Raw genomic sequence first — 14,886 nt, forward strand, 5'->3', positions numbered from 1 at the left:
CGGCGATTGCGCAACACTCAATCCTGAGTCAAGTGCCGAGGCAACAGCAGTCTTACCCGGGTGCCCTTGCCTGGTTCGGACTCGATCAAGGCGCGTCCCCCCGACTGCCGGACAAAACCGTAGATCATCGCCAACCCCAGTCCATGCCCCTGCCCTGCAGACTTGCCCGTAAAAAATGGCTCGAAGGCTCGCACCACAGCCTCAGGCCCCATGCCACAACCGTTATCCTCTACCTGCACGTAGGTGTAATCGCCAGGCAGCAGGCCGTCATGGCCCTGCTCGCACGCGTCATAGCGCACATTGCCGGTGCTGACGATCACCCTGCCGCCGTTCGGCAAGGCATCACAGGCATTCAAGCAGAGGCTCTGCAACGCGTGCTGCAGTTGCTCGACATCCACCAGCACCGTCCAGGGCAACAGCTCCAGGTGCATCTGCAGGGTGATCTGCGAGCCGAGGGATTGGCTTAACACCGCTGCCATGCCATCAATCAGTTGAGTGACATTGACAGGTTGAGGGTCAAGCGCCTGGAAACAAGAAAAGGCAAGTAACCGATCTGCCAGTGCAATGGCCTGGTTTGCCGCCCCCCTGGCGCTTTCAATACAGGTGTCCAGACGCTCCAGGTGCCCCTGCGCCAAACGTTGTTCAAGTAATGCCAGGCTGGAGCAAATGCCGCCCAGCAGGTTTTTCACATCCTGCGCCATACCACCCGACAACTGCCAGAGATGCTCAAGGTCGGCGGTGCGCGCCCGCACTTGCTGTTCATGGGCAAACGCCAGCATGCGCCATTGCTGCTCGGACTGAACATGGGCCGTTGTTTCGATCACCTTGTCGAGCACCCCGACAATAGCGCCACTCTCATCCCGTACAGGCGTACAACTGAAGGTGAAGTAACTGGGTTCTGATGCCCCATTACGGTTGATGATCAACGGAAGGTTTTCGATCAGCGTCGCTTCACCCGAAAGCGCCTTGAACAGGATCGGGCCAACCTTCTCCCAACTCTCACCCAGCACGTCATCAAAACTGCAGCCCAATACCTGGCGCTTGCCCAGCATCTCGTTGAAGGCGTCGTTATAGATCGTGGAGAGTTGCGCCCCCCACACCAGACACGTCGGCACCTTTGATACCAGCAGCATGTCCACCGCAATGCGCAAGGTCGCGGGCCAGCTCAAGATAGGCCCCAGCGGCGTGTCTTCCCAAGGGAACTGCCTGACTTTTTCACCCATTTCGCTCGGTGGCATGAGCGGCGAAGCAAGATGCTTCATGCGCATTGTCGACTCCATGTCCTCAAATGCTGCAACTGAAACTTATAGACCGATATCTTCGTTCCACAACTTGGGGTTATCGGCGATAAAATCGTTCATCAGCTTGATGCAGTCGGGATCCTGCAACACTTGCAAATGCACGCCCCGCGACTTGAGCAGGGCCTCCTCCCCCATGAACGAACTGTTCTCACCGATGATCACCTCCTTGATACCGTAGAGCAGAATCGCCCCACTACACATCGAGCAGGGTGACAATGTGGTGTAAAGGGTGGCTTGCCTATACACGCTGGCAGGCTGGCGACCGGCATTCTCAAAGGCGTCCATTTCGCCATGCAGGATTGCACTGCCCGACTGCACCCGACGATTGTGGCCGCGCCCGATAATCCGGCCCTCATAGACAATCACCGAGCCAATCGGAATGCCGCCCTCGGCGAGACCGGCGCGGGCCTCATCGATAGCCGCCTGCATGAATGACGAATGGTTAGTACTCATAAGGCTGACTCAATGGCATTTGGATAAATGAACACTAGCACAAGGCCATTAACGCGGCAGTCACCATGGCACCTTTCAAGCCGACAGCTATGCTCAAAAGTCCGAGATTGAGCTGCCGGTGTACGCCAAGACACCGATCGTCTAAGGAGGACCGTAATGAGCAAGAAAATCCTGGTGGTGTTGACCAATACTGCCAAATACCCCTCACTCAAACGCGCCACAGGGTTGTGGTTGGGCGAAGCGGTGCATTTTGTCGATACGGTTCAACAGGCGGGCCTGGCAGTTGACTATGTCAGCCCTGCGGGTGGCTACGTCCCCATCGACCCGCATAGCCTGAGCATGGCTGCCGATATCGATTGGGCCTGGTATGAAGACAAGGCCTTCATGAACAGGCTGGGCACGACCCTGAACCCAAAGCAGGTCAAGGTGCAGGACTACAATGCCATCTATTACACCGGTGGTCATGGCGTGATATGGGACTTCCCGGAAAACACGGCACTGCAAGGCATTGCTGGAACGATTTTTGACAACGGCGGTATTGTTTCGGCCGTGTGCCATGGCGCCGTTGGCTTGCTGAACATCAAGCTCAGCGATCACTCCTTGTTGGTCAAGGACCGTGAGGTCACGGGTTTCTCCAATATCGAAGAACAACTGGCAGAGTTGGACAAAACCGTTCCGTTTTTAACGGAAACCGAGTTGATCGCACGGGGCGGCCTCTATCAGAAAGCTGAAGAGCCCTGGGCGTCCTTTGTAGCCGTTGACTCAAAGGACGGCAGGCTGATTACCGGGCAAAATCCGGCATCTGCTGCGGCAGTAGCGCAGCGGGTACTGGCAACACTGCCGCGTGCCTGACCGATACGCCTGACCTTCGCTGTTGACCGATACCACGGCGGATCGTTTTCAGGGACTACAGGAGCGCCCCACAACACCCTTTATGCTGACGACACAGTCGAAAAGCTCGCAACGCCCCTCTGCGGGGCATACGAGCCCTGGCTTTCACTCAGCGTCCAGAGGTGAACCGTGGCTATCCATAAAAAACGCGCAGGCCGTGTCCTGCTCGAATTCCTGACGATCATGTTGATCGGTTTGACCCCTGTGGCCAGCGGCCTGCTGATCATTGCCCTGCAAGTAGACCGAAAGCATTTGGAGGCGGCTGAAAAAGCCGCTCATGAAGCGCTTGATCGAATCGAGACCGTTATCGAAACGCTGCACACTACCAGCAGTAAAGTGCTCAGTCTTGCAGAGCTGGCCTGTGATAAAGCAATGCCCAAACTGCGCGTGGAAGTCGTCTCCGAGCCGAATCTGCGCTCATTGGTGCTGCTGAGAGAAAACCGCGCCTACTGCAGCACTCAACATGGAGAGAGCGAAATCATCGTCGACCCAGGCACTTTCCATAACCAGAAACTGTTGCTGGCCGCCGGTAACCAGGTAACACCCGACTCCCCAGTTCTGTACTACCGCCTTCAGGAATACCCGTTCGGGGTACTGGCGCTGACCAACGGCTTGCTTTTGCAGCAAATGATCAGTGCCATCAAGGAGCCCGCGACCGTGGTCGTTCAATTCGGTACGGAATACTTGTCAGCGACGGACATTGTCGAAGATATAAGCCACACCAACATCAACGAACAGTACCTTCACGTCGTGTCCCACAAACACGGCTTTATCGTACACAGCGGCTTTGCGGACGGTAGCACCTGGCAGGAAGTGCGCAGCAACATGCTTGCCAGTGCGCCCTCGCTACTACTGGTCGGCATCATTACCTCCGCCTTTGTGTACTGGAGCCTGTTTTCCCGACGCAACCGCAAGCTTTAGGGCAGCACGAGCAGGCGTCATCACCTGAAAAACAAAGAGGCCAGCGTACGAACGCTGGCCTCTTGTGTATCACGCTATCGGTAATCAGTCGGTAGCCAATACACCACGGCGTACCTGATCACGTTCAATCGACTCGAACAGTGCCTTGAAGTTACCTTCACCGAAACCGTCGTCACCCTTGCGCTGAATGAATTCGAAGAACACCGGCCCCATCAGGGTCTCCGAGAAAATCTGCAGCAGCAGGCGTTTGTCGTCAGGCTGCGAGGAGCCGTCGAGCAGAATGCCCCGCGCCTTCAGCTCTTCTACCGGCTCGCCATGGCCAGGCAAGCGGCCTTCAAGCATTTCGTAGTAGGTCTCCGGCGGTGCGGTCATGAAGCGCATGCCCAGTTTCTTCAGGGCATCCCAGCTCTTGAGCAGATCGTCGGTGAGGAAGGCCACATGCTGAATGCCTTCACCGTTGAACTGCATCAGGAATTCTTCGATCTGCCCGGCACCTTTGGACGATTCTTCGTTCAACGGAATGCGGATCATGCCATCCGGTGCGGTCATGGCCTTGGAGGTCAGGCCGGTGTACTCGCCCTTGATATCGAAGTAGCGGATCTCGCGGAAATTGAACAGCTTCTCGTAGAACGCCGCCCAATAGGCCATACGACCGCGATAAACGTTGTGCGTCAGGTGATCGATGATCTTGAGGCCCGCACCCTCTGGATGACGGTCGACACCTTCAATGAAGTTGAAGTCGATGTCGTAGATCGAACTACCTTCCTCGAAGCGGTCGATCAGGTAGAGTGGCGCGCCGCCAATACCCTTGATCGCTGGCAAGCGCAGCTCCATTGGCCCGGTTTCGATTTCCACCGGCTGCGCACCCAGTTCCAGTGCACGGGCATACGCCTCGTGGGCATTACGCACGCGAAACGCCATACCGCACACCGACGGACCGTGCTCGGCAGCAAAGTACGAGGCAATGCTCTTGGGTTCGTTGTTGAGGATCAGGTTGATACCGCCCTGGCGGTACAGATGGACGTCCTTGGAGCGGTGGGTCGCCACTTTGGTGAAGCCCATGATCTGAAAGATCGGCTCCAGAACCCCGGGGGTCGGTGCAGCAAACTCGATGAATTCGAAGCCCATCAGGCCCATCGGGTTGTCAAAGATATCAGCCATGCTCGTGTCCTCATCAATACGGTAAAAACAGGTTCAATTGCTATCGATGTCGAGCAGACGGGGTGGCGCGCAGGAGATGCCCCTCACACTGCGTGCGAGGTAGTCACCAAAGATCAGTTTGAACCCATGACACTTCATATGGACCCATTCTCGGCGGGTTTGATTCCCCGGAGGCGGAGAACCTTATTATTGTATGCGTAACCTGATTCTACATGGCGTAAAAACATTTGTCCGCACTTTAGTTCACGCCACTGCTTGCACGGCCATGGGGGTTGCAGGGCACACTCTCGGACAACGCCGGTGCCCTATCAGGATGGTGAGTACACTGTAGCCATAATAGACTACTGCCACACCCGCTATCACAGGCGGGCGGGGCAAGCGCTATGCTTGCCAACGAAGGACCCTTTGCCATGACAGGTAGTCAACCATGCCCCTTTCGCGAAAACGCCGCAGCCGCTCCACTGGACGCGTCCTGCTGCCCTGGCTGGTGGGTTTCATTCCGGTAATTTGCGGTGTGCTTCTGCTGAACTGGCAGGCACAGCGAGAGCTGCACGCCAGGGCACAGCTCAACGCAGAGCACGCCATCGAACAGTTCGACCGGGTGCTGGACAACATCGCCCAGGCCGCACGCAACCTGCTGCCGCTGGCGGGCCAACCTTGCGAGCAGGTCAAGCTGCCCTTGCGTGAACAGGTCACGCGAGGCACCTTCGTTCGTTCGACCAACCTGTTCTACGACGATGCCCTTTACTGCAGCTCACTGTTCGGCAGCTACCGCGAAGCAGTCAACCCTGGCGACTATACCGACGGCAGCCTCTGGCTGATGGATGGCAACTCCGTCTCCCCGGGGCACCCGCTGCTGGTCTACCGCCTCAGTGAAGGCAGCAAGGGAGCAATCACAACCGTCGATGGCGATCACTTGATACACCTGTTGCGCCTGATCGACCCGGATTCCGACCTGCGTGTACAGGTGGGCACGCACTGGATGGGAACTGACGGCCGGGTGCGCAACGACCCCGTGCCAGACTTTGCCGTGGCCCCGACAGCCCTGAAGTCCTCGCATTTCAGCTTCACGGTCCATAGCGGTTACCCGGAGGGCGAGGTATGGCGCCTGATGCAACGCCAGTACGGCCCCTTGTTCGGCCTGCTGGTCTTCCTCGGCATCATTGCCGGAGTAGCCTGCAACTGGCAACTGAAGCGCGCCAATTCGCCTCGGGCTGAACTGCAACGGGCACTCGAGGCAGATGAATTCGTGCCGTACTTTCAACCCGTCGTACGCCAGGGTGACTATCGTTGGGCCGGCGTCGAAGTGCTGATGCGCTGGATGCACCCGCGTGACGGCCTGGTGCGTCCTGACCTGTTCATTCCCTACGCCGAGCACAGTGGCCAGATCATCCCAATGACCCGTCGCCTGATGCAGCAGGTCGCTGAACAACTGGCACCCCATGCGGACAACTTCGAGGAAGGTTTTCATATCGGTATCAATATCAGCGCAGCCCACTGCCAGGACCTGGCGCTCTACGATGACTGCCAGAAGCTGCTGGCGGCCTTTCCGACTGGGCGCATTCGGCTGACCCTGGAGCTGACCGAGCGTACGCTGATAACCCCCACCGACTGCACGTTCAACCTGTTCGCCAAGCTGCACGAATTGGGGGTGATGATTGCCCTGGATGACTTCGGCACGGGTCAGTCGAGCCTGACCTACCTGCGCCAGTTCAAGGTGGATTACCTGAAGATCGACAAGAGTTTTGTCGGCATGATCGGTGTGGATGCCTTGTCACTGCACATTCTCGACAGCATCATCGAGCTCTCCAACAAGCTGGACATGGGCGTCGTTGCCGAAGGCGTAGAAACACAGGCGCAACGGGATTACCTGGCCCAACGCCAAGTGGACTTCCAGCAAGGCTACCTGTTCGGCAAGCCCTTGCCGCTGAACGGTTTCATCGACGCCTTGGCCCACCAGAAAAAGGAGCCTGCGGTTGCCCAGCCCTCCTGCCCCTGAGATCATTGCAGGTCAACCGTTCTGTCACTTGCGTTAGTTAGAGGCACCCTTGTCCAAAGGTATCGTTTCATCCGTCATGGCTTCGTTCCTGTTTGCCGTGATGTATTTCTACACCTCGCTGCTCAGCCCGCTGGACGGTGAGGAGATCTTCGGCTGGCGCGTACTGCTGACAATGCCCTGCGTTACCCTGTTCATGCTGATTTCCAGGGACTGGTCACTGGTCATCGGGTTACTCGCCAGAATCCGTCAGAAGCCGATGTTACTGCTGGGTTTGTGCGCCACGTCGGCACTGATGGGCGTGCAGCTCTGGCTGTTTCTCTGGGCACCGCTACACGGTCGTAGCCTGGAAGTCTCCCTGGGCTACTTCCTGCTGCCGCTGAGCATGGTGCTGACCGGGCGCATGGTCTATGGCGAACGTCTGTCACGCCTGCAAAAACTGGCCGTGCTTTGCGCCATGGCCGGTGTTGCTCACGCGCTCTACCAACATGGCAGCTTCGCCTGGGAGACCCTGCTGGTGGCCGGCGGCTACCCTGTGTATTTCGTACTGCGGCGCAAACTGCGCACCGATCACCTGGGCGGGCTGTGGACCGACATGTGTCTGCTGCTGCCAGCGGCACTCTATTTCATTGTACAGGGACCACTGTCGGCGGCCGATCTGGTTGAGCATCCGGGGCTTTACGCGCTGATCCCGCTGCTCGGCGTGATCAGCGCGCTGGCCCTGATTTGCTACGTACTGGCCAGCCGGCTGTTAGCGTTCAGCCTGTTCGGCCTGCTTAGCTATGTCGAGCCGGTATTGCTGGTCGCGGTAGCGCTGATGCTGGGTGAAAGCATCGACGCCGACCAATGGCTGACCTATATCCCGATCTGGCTGGCTGTAGTGGTGCTGGTGCTTGAGGGCATCAAGCACCTGCTGCGTCAGCGTCGCCGCCTGGCGTAAGGCGCACCTGCCGCACCCTGCGCTCGGCCACCGCCACCACCGTGAGCTGCCAGCCGTTCCAGTTCAGCTTGTCGCCGACCATCGGCAACCGGTCAAGCAGGCTCATGACCAGGCCCGCAAGGGTCTGGTAATCCTCGGTGGCCTTGGCTACAAAGCCGGTACGGGCCTGAATCTGGCTCAGGTTCAAGGCGCCGTTGACCAGGTACCCCTCTGGGCCTTCGACGATGTCCGGCCCCTCGATCTCACTGGCATCCGGCAACTCGCCGGCAATCGACTCAAGAATGTCGGTCATGGTCAGCACGCCTGTGAAATCGCCGAACTCGTTCACCACAAAGGTGATGTGAGTCGACTGGTTGCGCATTTGCTCAAGGGCATTGAGCACGCTGAAGCTTTCCAGCACATGCAACGGTGTGCGCGCCAGGCGCTCCAGGTCTGGCTCATTGCCGGCCAGCAGCTCTTTGAGCAGTTCTTTCTTGTGCACAAAACCCAACGGCTCTTCGACGTTCCCATCACGAATCAAAGGCAAACGCGAATAGGACGAATGCATCAGTGCCGTGCGAATCGCCTCTGCCGATTGTGCCAGGTCAATGACATCGACCTCGGCCCGAGCCGTCATCACGGTCTTGATCGGGCGCTCGGCGAGGTTCAGCACGCCACTGATCATCACACGCTCGCGGCGATCGAATAGCACCTGTTCGGTTCCACCCTCGACCAGATCGGCGATCTCCTCGCCGACTTCGTCTGCCTCAAGCCGGCGCCCGCCGAGCAGACGCAGCACGGCATGGGCGGTGCGCTCACGCAGTGGTCGGTGCTGCTGCAGGCTGCGCTTGCGGCGCACACGGGCCAGTTGGTTGAACACTTCGATCAGAATCGAGAAACCAATCGCGGCATACAGGTAACCTTTGGGTATGTGGAAACCCAGGCCTTCGGCCGTCAGGCTGAAGCCGATCATCATCAAAAAGCCCAGGCAGAGCATGATCACGGTCGGGTGGGCATTGACGAAGCGAGTCAGCGGCTTGCTGGCGACAATCATGATGCCGATGGAGAACACCACCGCGATCATCATGATCGACAAGTGCTCGACCATACCCACCGCAGTAATCACGGCATCCAGCGAGAACACGGCGTCAAGCACCACAATCTGCGCCACGATGGGCCAGAAAGCCGCGTGACGAACCGTTCCGCCTGTCTGGGCAACATGCCCCTCAAGGCGCTCATGCAGCTCCATGGTGGCCTTGAACAACAGGAACACACCACCAAACAGCATGATCAGGTCTCGCCCGGAGAACGACTTGTCGAGAATCTCGAACAGCGGCGCGGTCAGGGTCACCATCCAGGAAATACTGGCCAGCAGGCCCAAGCGCATGATCAGCGCCAGGCTCAAACCAATCACCCGCGCGCGATCACGCTGATGCGGCGGCAGTTTGTCGGCAAGGATGGCGATGAATACCAGGTTGTCGATGCCCAGTACCAGTTCCAGGACAATCAGCGTGGCAAGGCCCAGCCAGGCCGTGGGGTCGGCTAGCCATTCCATGGAGAGGTACTCGCAAGCAAGGCGTCACAGGGACGAGAGAAAGGCCAGGACGGCCAGCTACTGGGGGGCTCCGAGAACGAAGTCATATCAACCTTGATATCAATAAGGGACATCGATCCTACAAGCGTCAGGTGCTCTTGATATAGCGGGAAACTATTACAAAAGCTGTAACGCCCTCCTCCATGACGCCTCTCCAGGGTGATTTTCTTCAATACCCAGCCTCCCCTGCTGCTTAGGCTATGTGACCGTTCCCCTTAACCCAGAAGGTCACTATGAGCCTGATTTTATCCATGGCCGCCTTTGCGCTGGCCGCTTCGATTTCTCCCGGCCCGGTCAATATCGTCGCCCTCGGTGCCGGAGCCCGGCATGGTTTGCGCGCCAGCCTGGCGCATGTCACGGGGGCGACGCTAGGCTTTTGCCTGCTGTTGGTGCTGGTCGGGCTTGGCCTTCACGAGCTGTTGCGCCACTGGCCCGGCCTGGCCCGCCTGCTGCAGGCGGGGGGTGTGCTGTTTCTGTTCTACATGGCCTGGAAGCTGAGCAGCGACAATGGCGAGCTTGGCGCAGGGAACCGTGAAGAGCCGCCCTCCATGCTCTACGGGGCAACACTGCAATGGCTGAACCCCAAGGCCTGGCTGGCGAGCGTTGCCGGTATTGGCGCGTACGTCGGCGAAGGCGAGGTGGGCCTGCTGTGGCAGTTCACCGGGTTGTATTTCGTGATCTGTTATCTGTCTGTCGCCAGTTGGGCCTGGGCCGGTAGTGTCATCAGCCACTACCTGAACAACCCTCGACGCATGCGCCTGTTCAATCGCAGCCTGGCGCTGTTGTTAGTGGCCAGCGCGATCTACCTGTTACTCGGCTGAACGGTAGTGCCCGGGCGTGGCGGCCAGGTGCTGCTTGAAAGCCCGCTGCAGGTGGGCCTGATCGGCAAATCCGGCGTCGGCGGCCACCTCGGCAATCAGCCGCCCCCGACGCAACTGCGCCCGGGCATACTGGATGCGATGGTCAAGCAAGTAGCCGTGAGGCGTCAGGCCGTAATGCTGCTTGAAGGCCCGAATCAGGTAAGACGCCGATAGCCCGGCGGCCTGACAGATGTCCTCCAGTTTCAGCGGCTCGGTGCAGTGCTGGCGAATATAGTCGGCGGCACGCTCCAGACGCTGGTTGCCCTGCGCTGGCTCGACCCAAACGGGCCCCAATTGATCCAGCAGTTGGACAAAGAATGCCTCTGCTGCCGCGGCCTTCTCCTGGGGGCTGCGTGCTGGATCAACCAGCCACGCATACAGCCTCAAGAGCTCGCTGTACACCTGTACCGACGTGGTATGGGTCGCCGCCAATGGCTGAAATCCCAATCGCTCAAGCCAGGGGGTATCGACATACAGCATGAGGTAGGACCAGGGCTGATCGGCAATCGGGTTGCAGGCATGCACCGTACCCGGGTTCATCATGACCACCGTGCCTGCGCTGATCTCGTGCCAGTGATCACCGTTCAGGTAGGTGCTGCGCCCCGCCGTGACGGCACCGATGGAAAAGCCGGCGTGGGAATGTCGCGCATAACAGACCTTGCGTCCGTCTTCCACGCTGCGGGCCTCAATGAAGGGCAAGGCCGGGTCACGCCAGAATTGTGAATGAATGCTCATGGCTGGCTCAGGTCCTGAAGGCTCGTCTACCCGTTCATCTCATGCACCACCACCAGCAACTGCGCGGGTTGTGGCCCCAGCGAGCGCAATCGATGCGGTGTCTGTGCGTTGAAATACAGCGCATCACCGCGCTCTAGAATGACCCGCTCGTTCATGAAGTCAACTTCTACCTGGCCCTCATGAACAAACAGGAATTCTTCGCCCTCATGCTCCTTGAACGTTGAATCGCTGAACTCGCTTGGCGGGCTGAGCATGAACGGCAACAGGCTGCGATGGCTGATCTGGCTGGCAAGAACGGCATAGCCGGAGACCTCGCGGGCACCTGGCAGCAACTGGCGCTGGTGGCTGCGCACCAGGCTATAACGCTCTTGCGTTGGCGTGTCGGCGGCAAACAACTCCTCAACCTTGACGTTCAACGCACTGGCCAGTTTCAAGGCAGCGGCAATCGAAGGGGTGTTCAGGCCACGCTCGACCTTGGACAAGTAGCTCTTGGTCATACCGGCTTTTTCAGCCAGCGCCTCCAGCGTTATCCCCAATTTTTTTCTCAATAATTTCAATCGGATAGACATGCGAAGCCGTAGATCCCCACAGGCGTGTGCGATTTTGCCTTGCCAATGACACTTTGTGTCATATAGCATCTTTTGTGTCATACGCGTGTCGCCGCGCCACCTCCCAGCAACCCGGCGACATACCTCCCTGACACCCATGACTACTGCACAGGACATCTCCATGGCCAAGACATTAACACTGCCCAAGGATCAATTGATCAAGCAGGCCCTTGCGCATATGCAAGGCTCGCTTGCCGATAATACGTGGACTACCCGAGAAAAGCTGGCCCTCACCTGCCGGATTCTCTTTGAACATGGCCACGACTCCGGTCTGGCCGGGCAAATCACTGCACGTGGCCCGCAGCCCGGGACCTATTACACCCAACAGTTGGGCCTGGGCTTCGATGAAATCACGGCCAGCAACCTGTTGCTGGTCAATGAGGACCTTGAAGTGCTCGAAGGCGATGGTATGCCCAACCCGGCCAACCGCTTCCATAGCTGGGTGTACCGTGCTCGCCCGGACGTCAATTGCATCATTCACACCCACCCGACCCATGTCGCGGCCTTGTCGATGCTGGAGGTTCCCCTGCAGGTCTCCCATATGGACCTCTGCCCGCTGTACGAAGACTGCGCGTTCCTGGAGGCCTGGCCCGGGGTACCGGTGGGCAACGAAGAAGGCGAAATCATCAGCGCCGCACTGGGTGACAAGCGGGCGCTGTTGCTCTCGCATCACGGCCAATTGGCGACAGGCGCCAGTGTTGAAGAGGCCTGCGTGATAGCACAGCTGATCGAGCGTGCCGCCAAGCTGCAGTTACTGGCCATGGCCGCAGGGCAGATCAAACCGATCGAGCCGGCACTGGGTCGTGAAGCCCATGACTGGATCGCCCGCCCCAAGCGCCACGTTGCCGCCTTCAACTACTATGCCCGGCAAAGCCTGCGCCAGCACGCCGACTGCCTGAACTGATCACATTCTTATCGGAGCCTCGTCCATGTCCACCGCAATTCACGGCATCATCGGCTACACCATCACGCCCTTCACCGCAGACGGCGAAGGCCTTGATCTGCCCGCGCTGGGTCGTTCTATCGATCGTCTGGTCGAAGGCGGCGCTCACGCTATCGCGCCCTTGGGCAGCACTGGCGAAGGCGCCTACCTCAGTGATCACGAATGGGATCAGGTGGCGGAGTTCAGCCTGGCGCACATCGCCGGCCGCGTCCCCACGGTCGTCAGTGTTTCCGACCTGACCACTGCCGGCGCCATACGCCGTGCGCGACTGGCCGAACGCCTGGGCGCCGATGCGGTCATGGTGTTGCCGACCGCGTACTGGAAACTCAGTGAAGCGGAGATTCTCCAGCACTACCAGGCCATTGGCGACAGCATTGGTGTGCCGATCATGCTCTACAACAACCCGGCCACCAGCGGCACCGACATGTCGGTGGAGCTGATTCTGCGCATCGTCAAGACGGTGGAGAACGTGACCATGGTCAAGGAGAGCACTGGCGATATCCAGCGCATGCACAAACTGCAGGTGCTCGGCGAAGGCCAGGTGCCGTTCTACAACGGCTGCAACCCACTGGCGCTGGAAGCATTCGTGGCAGGCGCGACAGGCTGGTGTACTGCCGCCGCCAACCTGATTCCGGCACTTAACCTGGCCCTTTATCAGGCAGTACAAGCCAACGATCTGGAGCGCGCAAAAGCACTGTTCTACCAACAGTTGCCATTGCTCGACTTCATTCTCAAGGGTGGCTTGCCGGCAACCATCAAGGCCGGCCTGGCGCTAACCGGCCTGCCCGTGGGCGAGCCGCGTCGCCCGGTGTTCGGGCTGAATGAAACTGGCCGTATGCAGTTGCAGGCGTTGCTGGATCAACTGATCTGACAATGCCCGCCCGCAAGGCAGGCTCCGCTCTTTGCAGGAACCCGTCTTGCGGGCGACAGGCCCGGTACGGTCAAGATAAAAACGACTGCTTAGAAGGTCATTTCCTTCACATCGTCCGCGACGATCAGCTTGCCGGCCGTTTTCTCGATGATTTCCTCGACGCTGACGCCCGGAGCGGTCTCGCGCAGGATGAACGCACCGTTCTCGATCTCCAGGTAAGCCAGGTCGGTGAGTACCTTGCGGATGCAGCCCGCACCGGTCAGCGGCAGGCTGCAGCGCGACAGCAATTTGGACTCGCCATCCTTGGAGGCGTGGGTCATGGTGACAATGATGTTGTCGGCACCGGCCACCAGGTCCATCGCCCCGCCCATGCCCTTGACCAGTTTGCCCGGGATCATCCAGGAGGCGATGTTGCCCTCCACGTCCACCTCGAAAGCGCCCAGTACGGTCAAGTCGACGTGGCCGCCACGGATCATGGCGAAGGACTCGGCAGAGTTGAAAATCGAAGCGCCGCGGCGCGCCGTTACGGTCTGCTTGCCGGCGTTGATCATGTCGGCATCCAGTTGTGCTTCGGTCGGGAATTCACCCATGCCGAGCAGGCCGTTTTCCGATTGCAGCATCACGTCCATATCGGCCGGGACATAGTTGGCCACCAGGGTCGGAATACCGATGCCCAGGTTCACGTAGTAGCCGTCCTTGAGTTCGCGGGCGACGCGCTGGGCCATTTGTTCGCGGGTAAGTGCCATGGTCAGGATCTCTTTGTTGTTCTGTGCGGGGGCGGGTCAGGCTTTGACGGTGCGCTTCTCGATGCGCTTCTCGAAGGTGCCGACGATTACCCGGTCGACATAGATGCCTGGGGTATGGATCTCGCTGGGCAGCAGGACACCTGGCTCGACGATTTCTTCGACTTCGACCACGGTGATCTTCCCGGCCGTAGCGACCAGCGGGTTGAAGTTCTGTGCGGTGTTGCGGTAGACCACGTTACCGTAGTGATCGGCCTTCCAGCCCTTGACGATGGCGAAGTCGCCGGTAATGGCTTCTTCCATGATGTACTTGCGCCCATTGAACTCGCGCACTTCCTTGCCTTCGGCAACCGGGGTGCCGTAACCGGTGGCGGTATAGAACGCCGGGATACCCGCACCGCCAGCGCGCATTTTTTCCGCCAGGGTGCCTTGCGGGGTCAATTCCACTTCCAGTTCGCCGCTGAGCAACTGGCGTTCGAATTCGGCGTTTTCTCCAACGTAGGAAGCAACCATCTTGCGGATCTGGTGCTGCTCCAGCAGCACACCCAGGCCAAAGCCATCGACACCGCAGTTGTTGGAGACAACGGTCAGGCCCTTGACGCCACGGCGCTTGATTTCAGCGATAAGGTTTTCCGGGATGCCGCACAGGCCGAAACCGCCGGCCAGTACCGTCATGTTGTCGGTCAGGCCTTCGAGGGCCTCTTCATAGGTTGCTACGCGCTTGTCCAGTCCGGCCATGCTGATCCGCCTTTTGTAGTTGTAGAACCGACCTCAGGTGTCGGAGGAGCGTCTGGGCCATCTTCACCCCTCCTGACTCATTTGTTAATTTTGTTTTTTTCATTGATTAATTGGTTTTAAAAAACAATAGACCCTCTACCGCTTACTGCGCA

The 14,886-nt window shown here is 58.9% G+C and carries 15 protein-coding genes; 7 read left to right on the forward strand and 8 right to left on the reverse strand.

Annotation, left to right across the window (positions count from 1 at the left end; translation table 11 throughout):
* Positions 1-17: 17 nt before the first annotated feature.
* The gene (locus UIA24_RS09155) at positions 18-1,268 is read right to left on the reverse strand and encodes a two-component system sensor histidine kinase NtrB (RefSeq protein WP_330522714.1); all 1,251 of its coding nucleotides are present in this window, start codon (positions 1,266-1,268) and stop codon (positions 18-20) included.
* 36 nt (positions 1,269-1,304) lie between these two features.
* On the reverse strand, positions 1,305-1,754 hold the full coding sequence (locus UIA24_RS09160) for a nucleoside deaminase (protein ID WP_330522715.1): 450 nt from the start codon (positions 1,752-1,754) through the stop codon (positions 1,305-1,307).
* A gap of 156 nt (positions 1,755-1,910) precedes the next feature.
* Here UIA24_RS09160 and UIA24_RS09165 point away from each other — a divergent pair, with 156 nt between their 5' ends.
* Both UIA24_RS09165 and UIA24_RS09170 read left to right on the forward strand, forming a co-directional pair.
* Positions 1,911-2,606 (forward strand): type 1 glutamine amidotransferase domain-containing protein, encoded by a 696-nt coding sequence (locus UIA24_RS09165; protein ID WP_330522716.1) that lies wholly within the window; start codon positions 1,911-1,913, stop codon positions 2,604-2,606.
* Positions 2,607-2,774: 168 nt separating this feature from the next.
* Positions 2,775-3,566 carry a CSS-motif domain-containing protein gene (locus UIA24_RS09170; protein ID WP_065758955.1) on the forward strand — a complete coding sequence of 264 codons (792 nt, stop codon included), beginning with the start codon at positions 2,775-2,777 and terminating at the stop codon, positions 3,564-3,566.
* 84 nt (positions 3,567-3,650) lie between these two features.
* Here UIA24_RS09170 and hppD read toward each other — a convergent pair whose 3' ends face one another.
* Positions 3,651-4,727, reverse strand: a complete 1,077-nt coding sequence (gene hppD / locus UIA24_RS09175) for a 4-hydroxyphenylpyruvate dioxygenase (protein WP_065758954.1) — start codon at positions 4,725-4,727, stop codon at positions 3,651-3,653.
* Positions 4,728-5,154: 427 nt separating this feature from the next.
* Here hppD and UIA24_RS09180 point away from each other — a divergent pair, with 427 nt between their 5' ends.
* Positions 5,155-6,726, forward strand: coding sequence for an EAL domain-containing protein (locus UIA24_RS09180; protein ID WP_330522717.1), 1,572 nt, complete (start codon positions 5,155-5,157; stop codon positions 6,724-6,726).
* Positions 6,727-6,775: 49 nt separating this feature from the next.
* Positions 6,776-7,663, forward strand: coding sequence for an EamA family transporter RarD (gene rarD, locus UIA24_RS09185; protein ID WP_102052139.1), 888 nt, complete (start codon positions 6,776-6,778; stop codon positions 7,661-7,663).
* Here rarD and UIA24_RS09190 read toward each other — a convergent pair.
* Positions 7,626-9,197, reverse strand: coding sequence for a TerC family protein (locus UIA24_RS09190; RefSeq protein WP_330522718.1), 1,572 nt, complete (start codon positions 9,195-9,197; stop codon positions 7,626-7,628). The genes rarD and UIA24_RS09190 overlap by 38 nt on opposite strands.
* 272 nt (positions 9,198-9,469) lie before the next feature.
* Here UIA24_RS09190 and UIA24_RS09195 point away from each other — a divergent pair, with 272 nt between their 5' ends.
* Complete coding sequence (locus UIA24_RS09195; protein ID WP_330522719.1) at positions 9,470-10,057, forward strand: LysE family translocator; 588 nt, start codon at positions 9,470-9,472, stop codon at positions 10,055-10,057.
* Here the strand turns inward: UIA24_RS09195 and UIA24_RS09200 are convergent.
* Both UIA24_RS09200 and UIA24_RS09205 read right to left on the reverse strand, forming a co-directional pair.
* On the reverse strand, positions 10,046-10,831 hold the full coding sequence (locus UIA24_RS09200) for an AraC family transcriptional regulator (RefSeq protein WP_102052137.1): 786 nt from the start codon (positions 10,829-10,831) through the stop codon (positions 10,046-10,048). The genes UIA24_RS09195 and UIA24_RS09200 overlap by 12 nt on opposite strands.
* Positions 10,832-10,857: 26 nt before the next feature.
* A complete protein-coding gene (locus tag UIA24_RS09205) occupies positions 10,858-11,400 on the reverse strand; it encodes a helix-turn-helix domain-containing protein (protein ID WP_065757885.1) in 543 nt (180 codons plus the stop codon).
* Between the two features lie 160 nt (positions 11,401-11,560).
* On the opposite strand from UIA24_RS09205, the gene UIA24_RS09210 reads away from it, so the two are divergent.
* Together UIA24_RS09210 and UIA24_RS09215 are read left to right on the forward strand one after the other, a co-directional pair.
* Entirely contained in the window at positions 11,561-12,343 is a 783-nt protein-coding gene (locus UIA24_RS09210) for an aldolase (protein ID WP_065757884.1), read from the forward strand.
* A 25-nt stretch (positions 12,344-12,368) separates the two neighbouring features.
* Complete coding sequence (locus tag UIA24_RS09215; RefSeq protein WP_330522720.1) at positions 12,369-13,253, forward strand: dihydrodipicolinate synthase family protein; 885 nt, start codon at positions 12,369-12,371, stop codon at positions 13,251-13,253.
* Between the two features lie 89 nt (positions 13,254-13,342).
* On the opposite strand, the gene UIA24_RS09220 is transcribed toward UIA24_RS09215, so the two are convergent.
* A complete protein-coding gene (locus UIA24_RS09220; RefSeq protein WP_065757882.1) occupies positions 13,343-13,999 on the reverse strand; it encodes a CoA transferase subunit B in 657 nt (218 codons plus the stop codon).
* Positions 14,000-14,035: 36 nt separating this feature from the next.
* Positions 14,036-14,734, reverse strand: a complete 699-nt coding sequence (locus tag UIA24_RS09225; protein ID WP_330522721.1) for a CoA transferase subunit A — start codon at positions 14,732-14,734, stop codon at positions 14,036-14,038.
* Positions 14,735-14,886: the final 152 nt, after the last annotated feature.

This window comes from Pseudomonas sp. AL 58 (genome assembly GCF_036348395.1).
In the GTDB taxonomy this organism is placed as follows: Bacteria; Pseudomonadota; Gammaproteobacteria; order Pseudomonadales; family Pseudomonadaceae; genus Aquipseudomonas; species Aquipseudomonas defluvii.

Bases quoted from the DNA above. Each gene is read 5' to 3' on its own strand.
- UIA24_RS09225 (WP_330522721.1), bottom strand. From the start codon at position 14,734: ATGGCCGGACTGGACAAGCGCGTAGCAACCTATGAAGAGGCCCTCGAA.
- UIA24_RS09190 (WP_330522718.1), bottom strand. From the start codon at position 9,197: ATGGAATGGCTAGCCGACCCCACGGCCTGGCTGGGCCTTGCCACGCTG.
- UIA24_RS09155 (WP_330522714.1), bottom strand. From the start codon at position 1,268: ATGCGCATGAAGCATCTTGCTTCGCCGCTCATGCCACCGAGCGAAATG.
- hppD (WP_065758954.1), bottom strand. From the start codon at position 4,727: ATGGCTGATATCTTTGACAACCCGATGGGCCTGATGGGCTTCGAATTC.
- UIA24_RS09210 (WP_065757884.1), top strand. From the start codon at position 11,561: ATGGCCAAGACATTAACACTGCCCAAGGATCAATTGATCAAGCAGGCC.
- UIA24_RS09165 (WP_330522716.1), top strand. From the start codon at position 1,911: ATGAGCAAGAAAATCCTGGTGGTGTTGACCAATACTGCCAAATACCCC.
- UIA24_RS09215 (WP_330522720.1), top strand. From the start codon at position 12,369: ATGTCCACCGCAATTCACGGCATCATCGGCTACACCATCACGCCCTTC.
- UIA24_RS09195 (WP_330522719.1), top strand. From the start codon at position 9,470: ATGAGCCTGATTTTATCCATGGCCGCCTTTGCGCTGGCCGCTTCGATT.
- UIA24_RS09205 (WP_065757885.1), bottom strand. From the start codon at position 11,400: ATGTCTATCCGATTGAAATTATTGAGAAAAAAATTGGGGATAACGCTG.
- UIA24_RS09220 (WP_065757882.1), bottom strand. From the start codon at position 13,999: ATGGCACTTACCCGCGAACAAATGGCCCAGCGCGTCGCCCGCGAACTC.
- UIA24_RS09200 (WP_102052137.1), bottom strand. From the start codon at position 10,831: ATGAGCATTCATTCACAATTCTGGCGTGACCCGGCCTTGCCCTTCATT.
- UIA24_RS09180 (WP_330522717.1), top strand. From the start codon at position 5,155: ATGCCCCTTTCGCGAAAACGCCGCAGCCGCTCCACTGGACGCGTCCTG.
- UIA24_RS09160 (WP_330522715.1), bottom strand. From the start codon at position 1,754: ATGAGTACTAACCATTCGTCATTCATGCAGGCGGCTATCGATGAGGCC.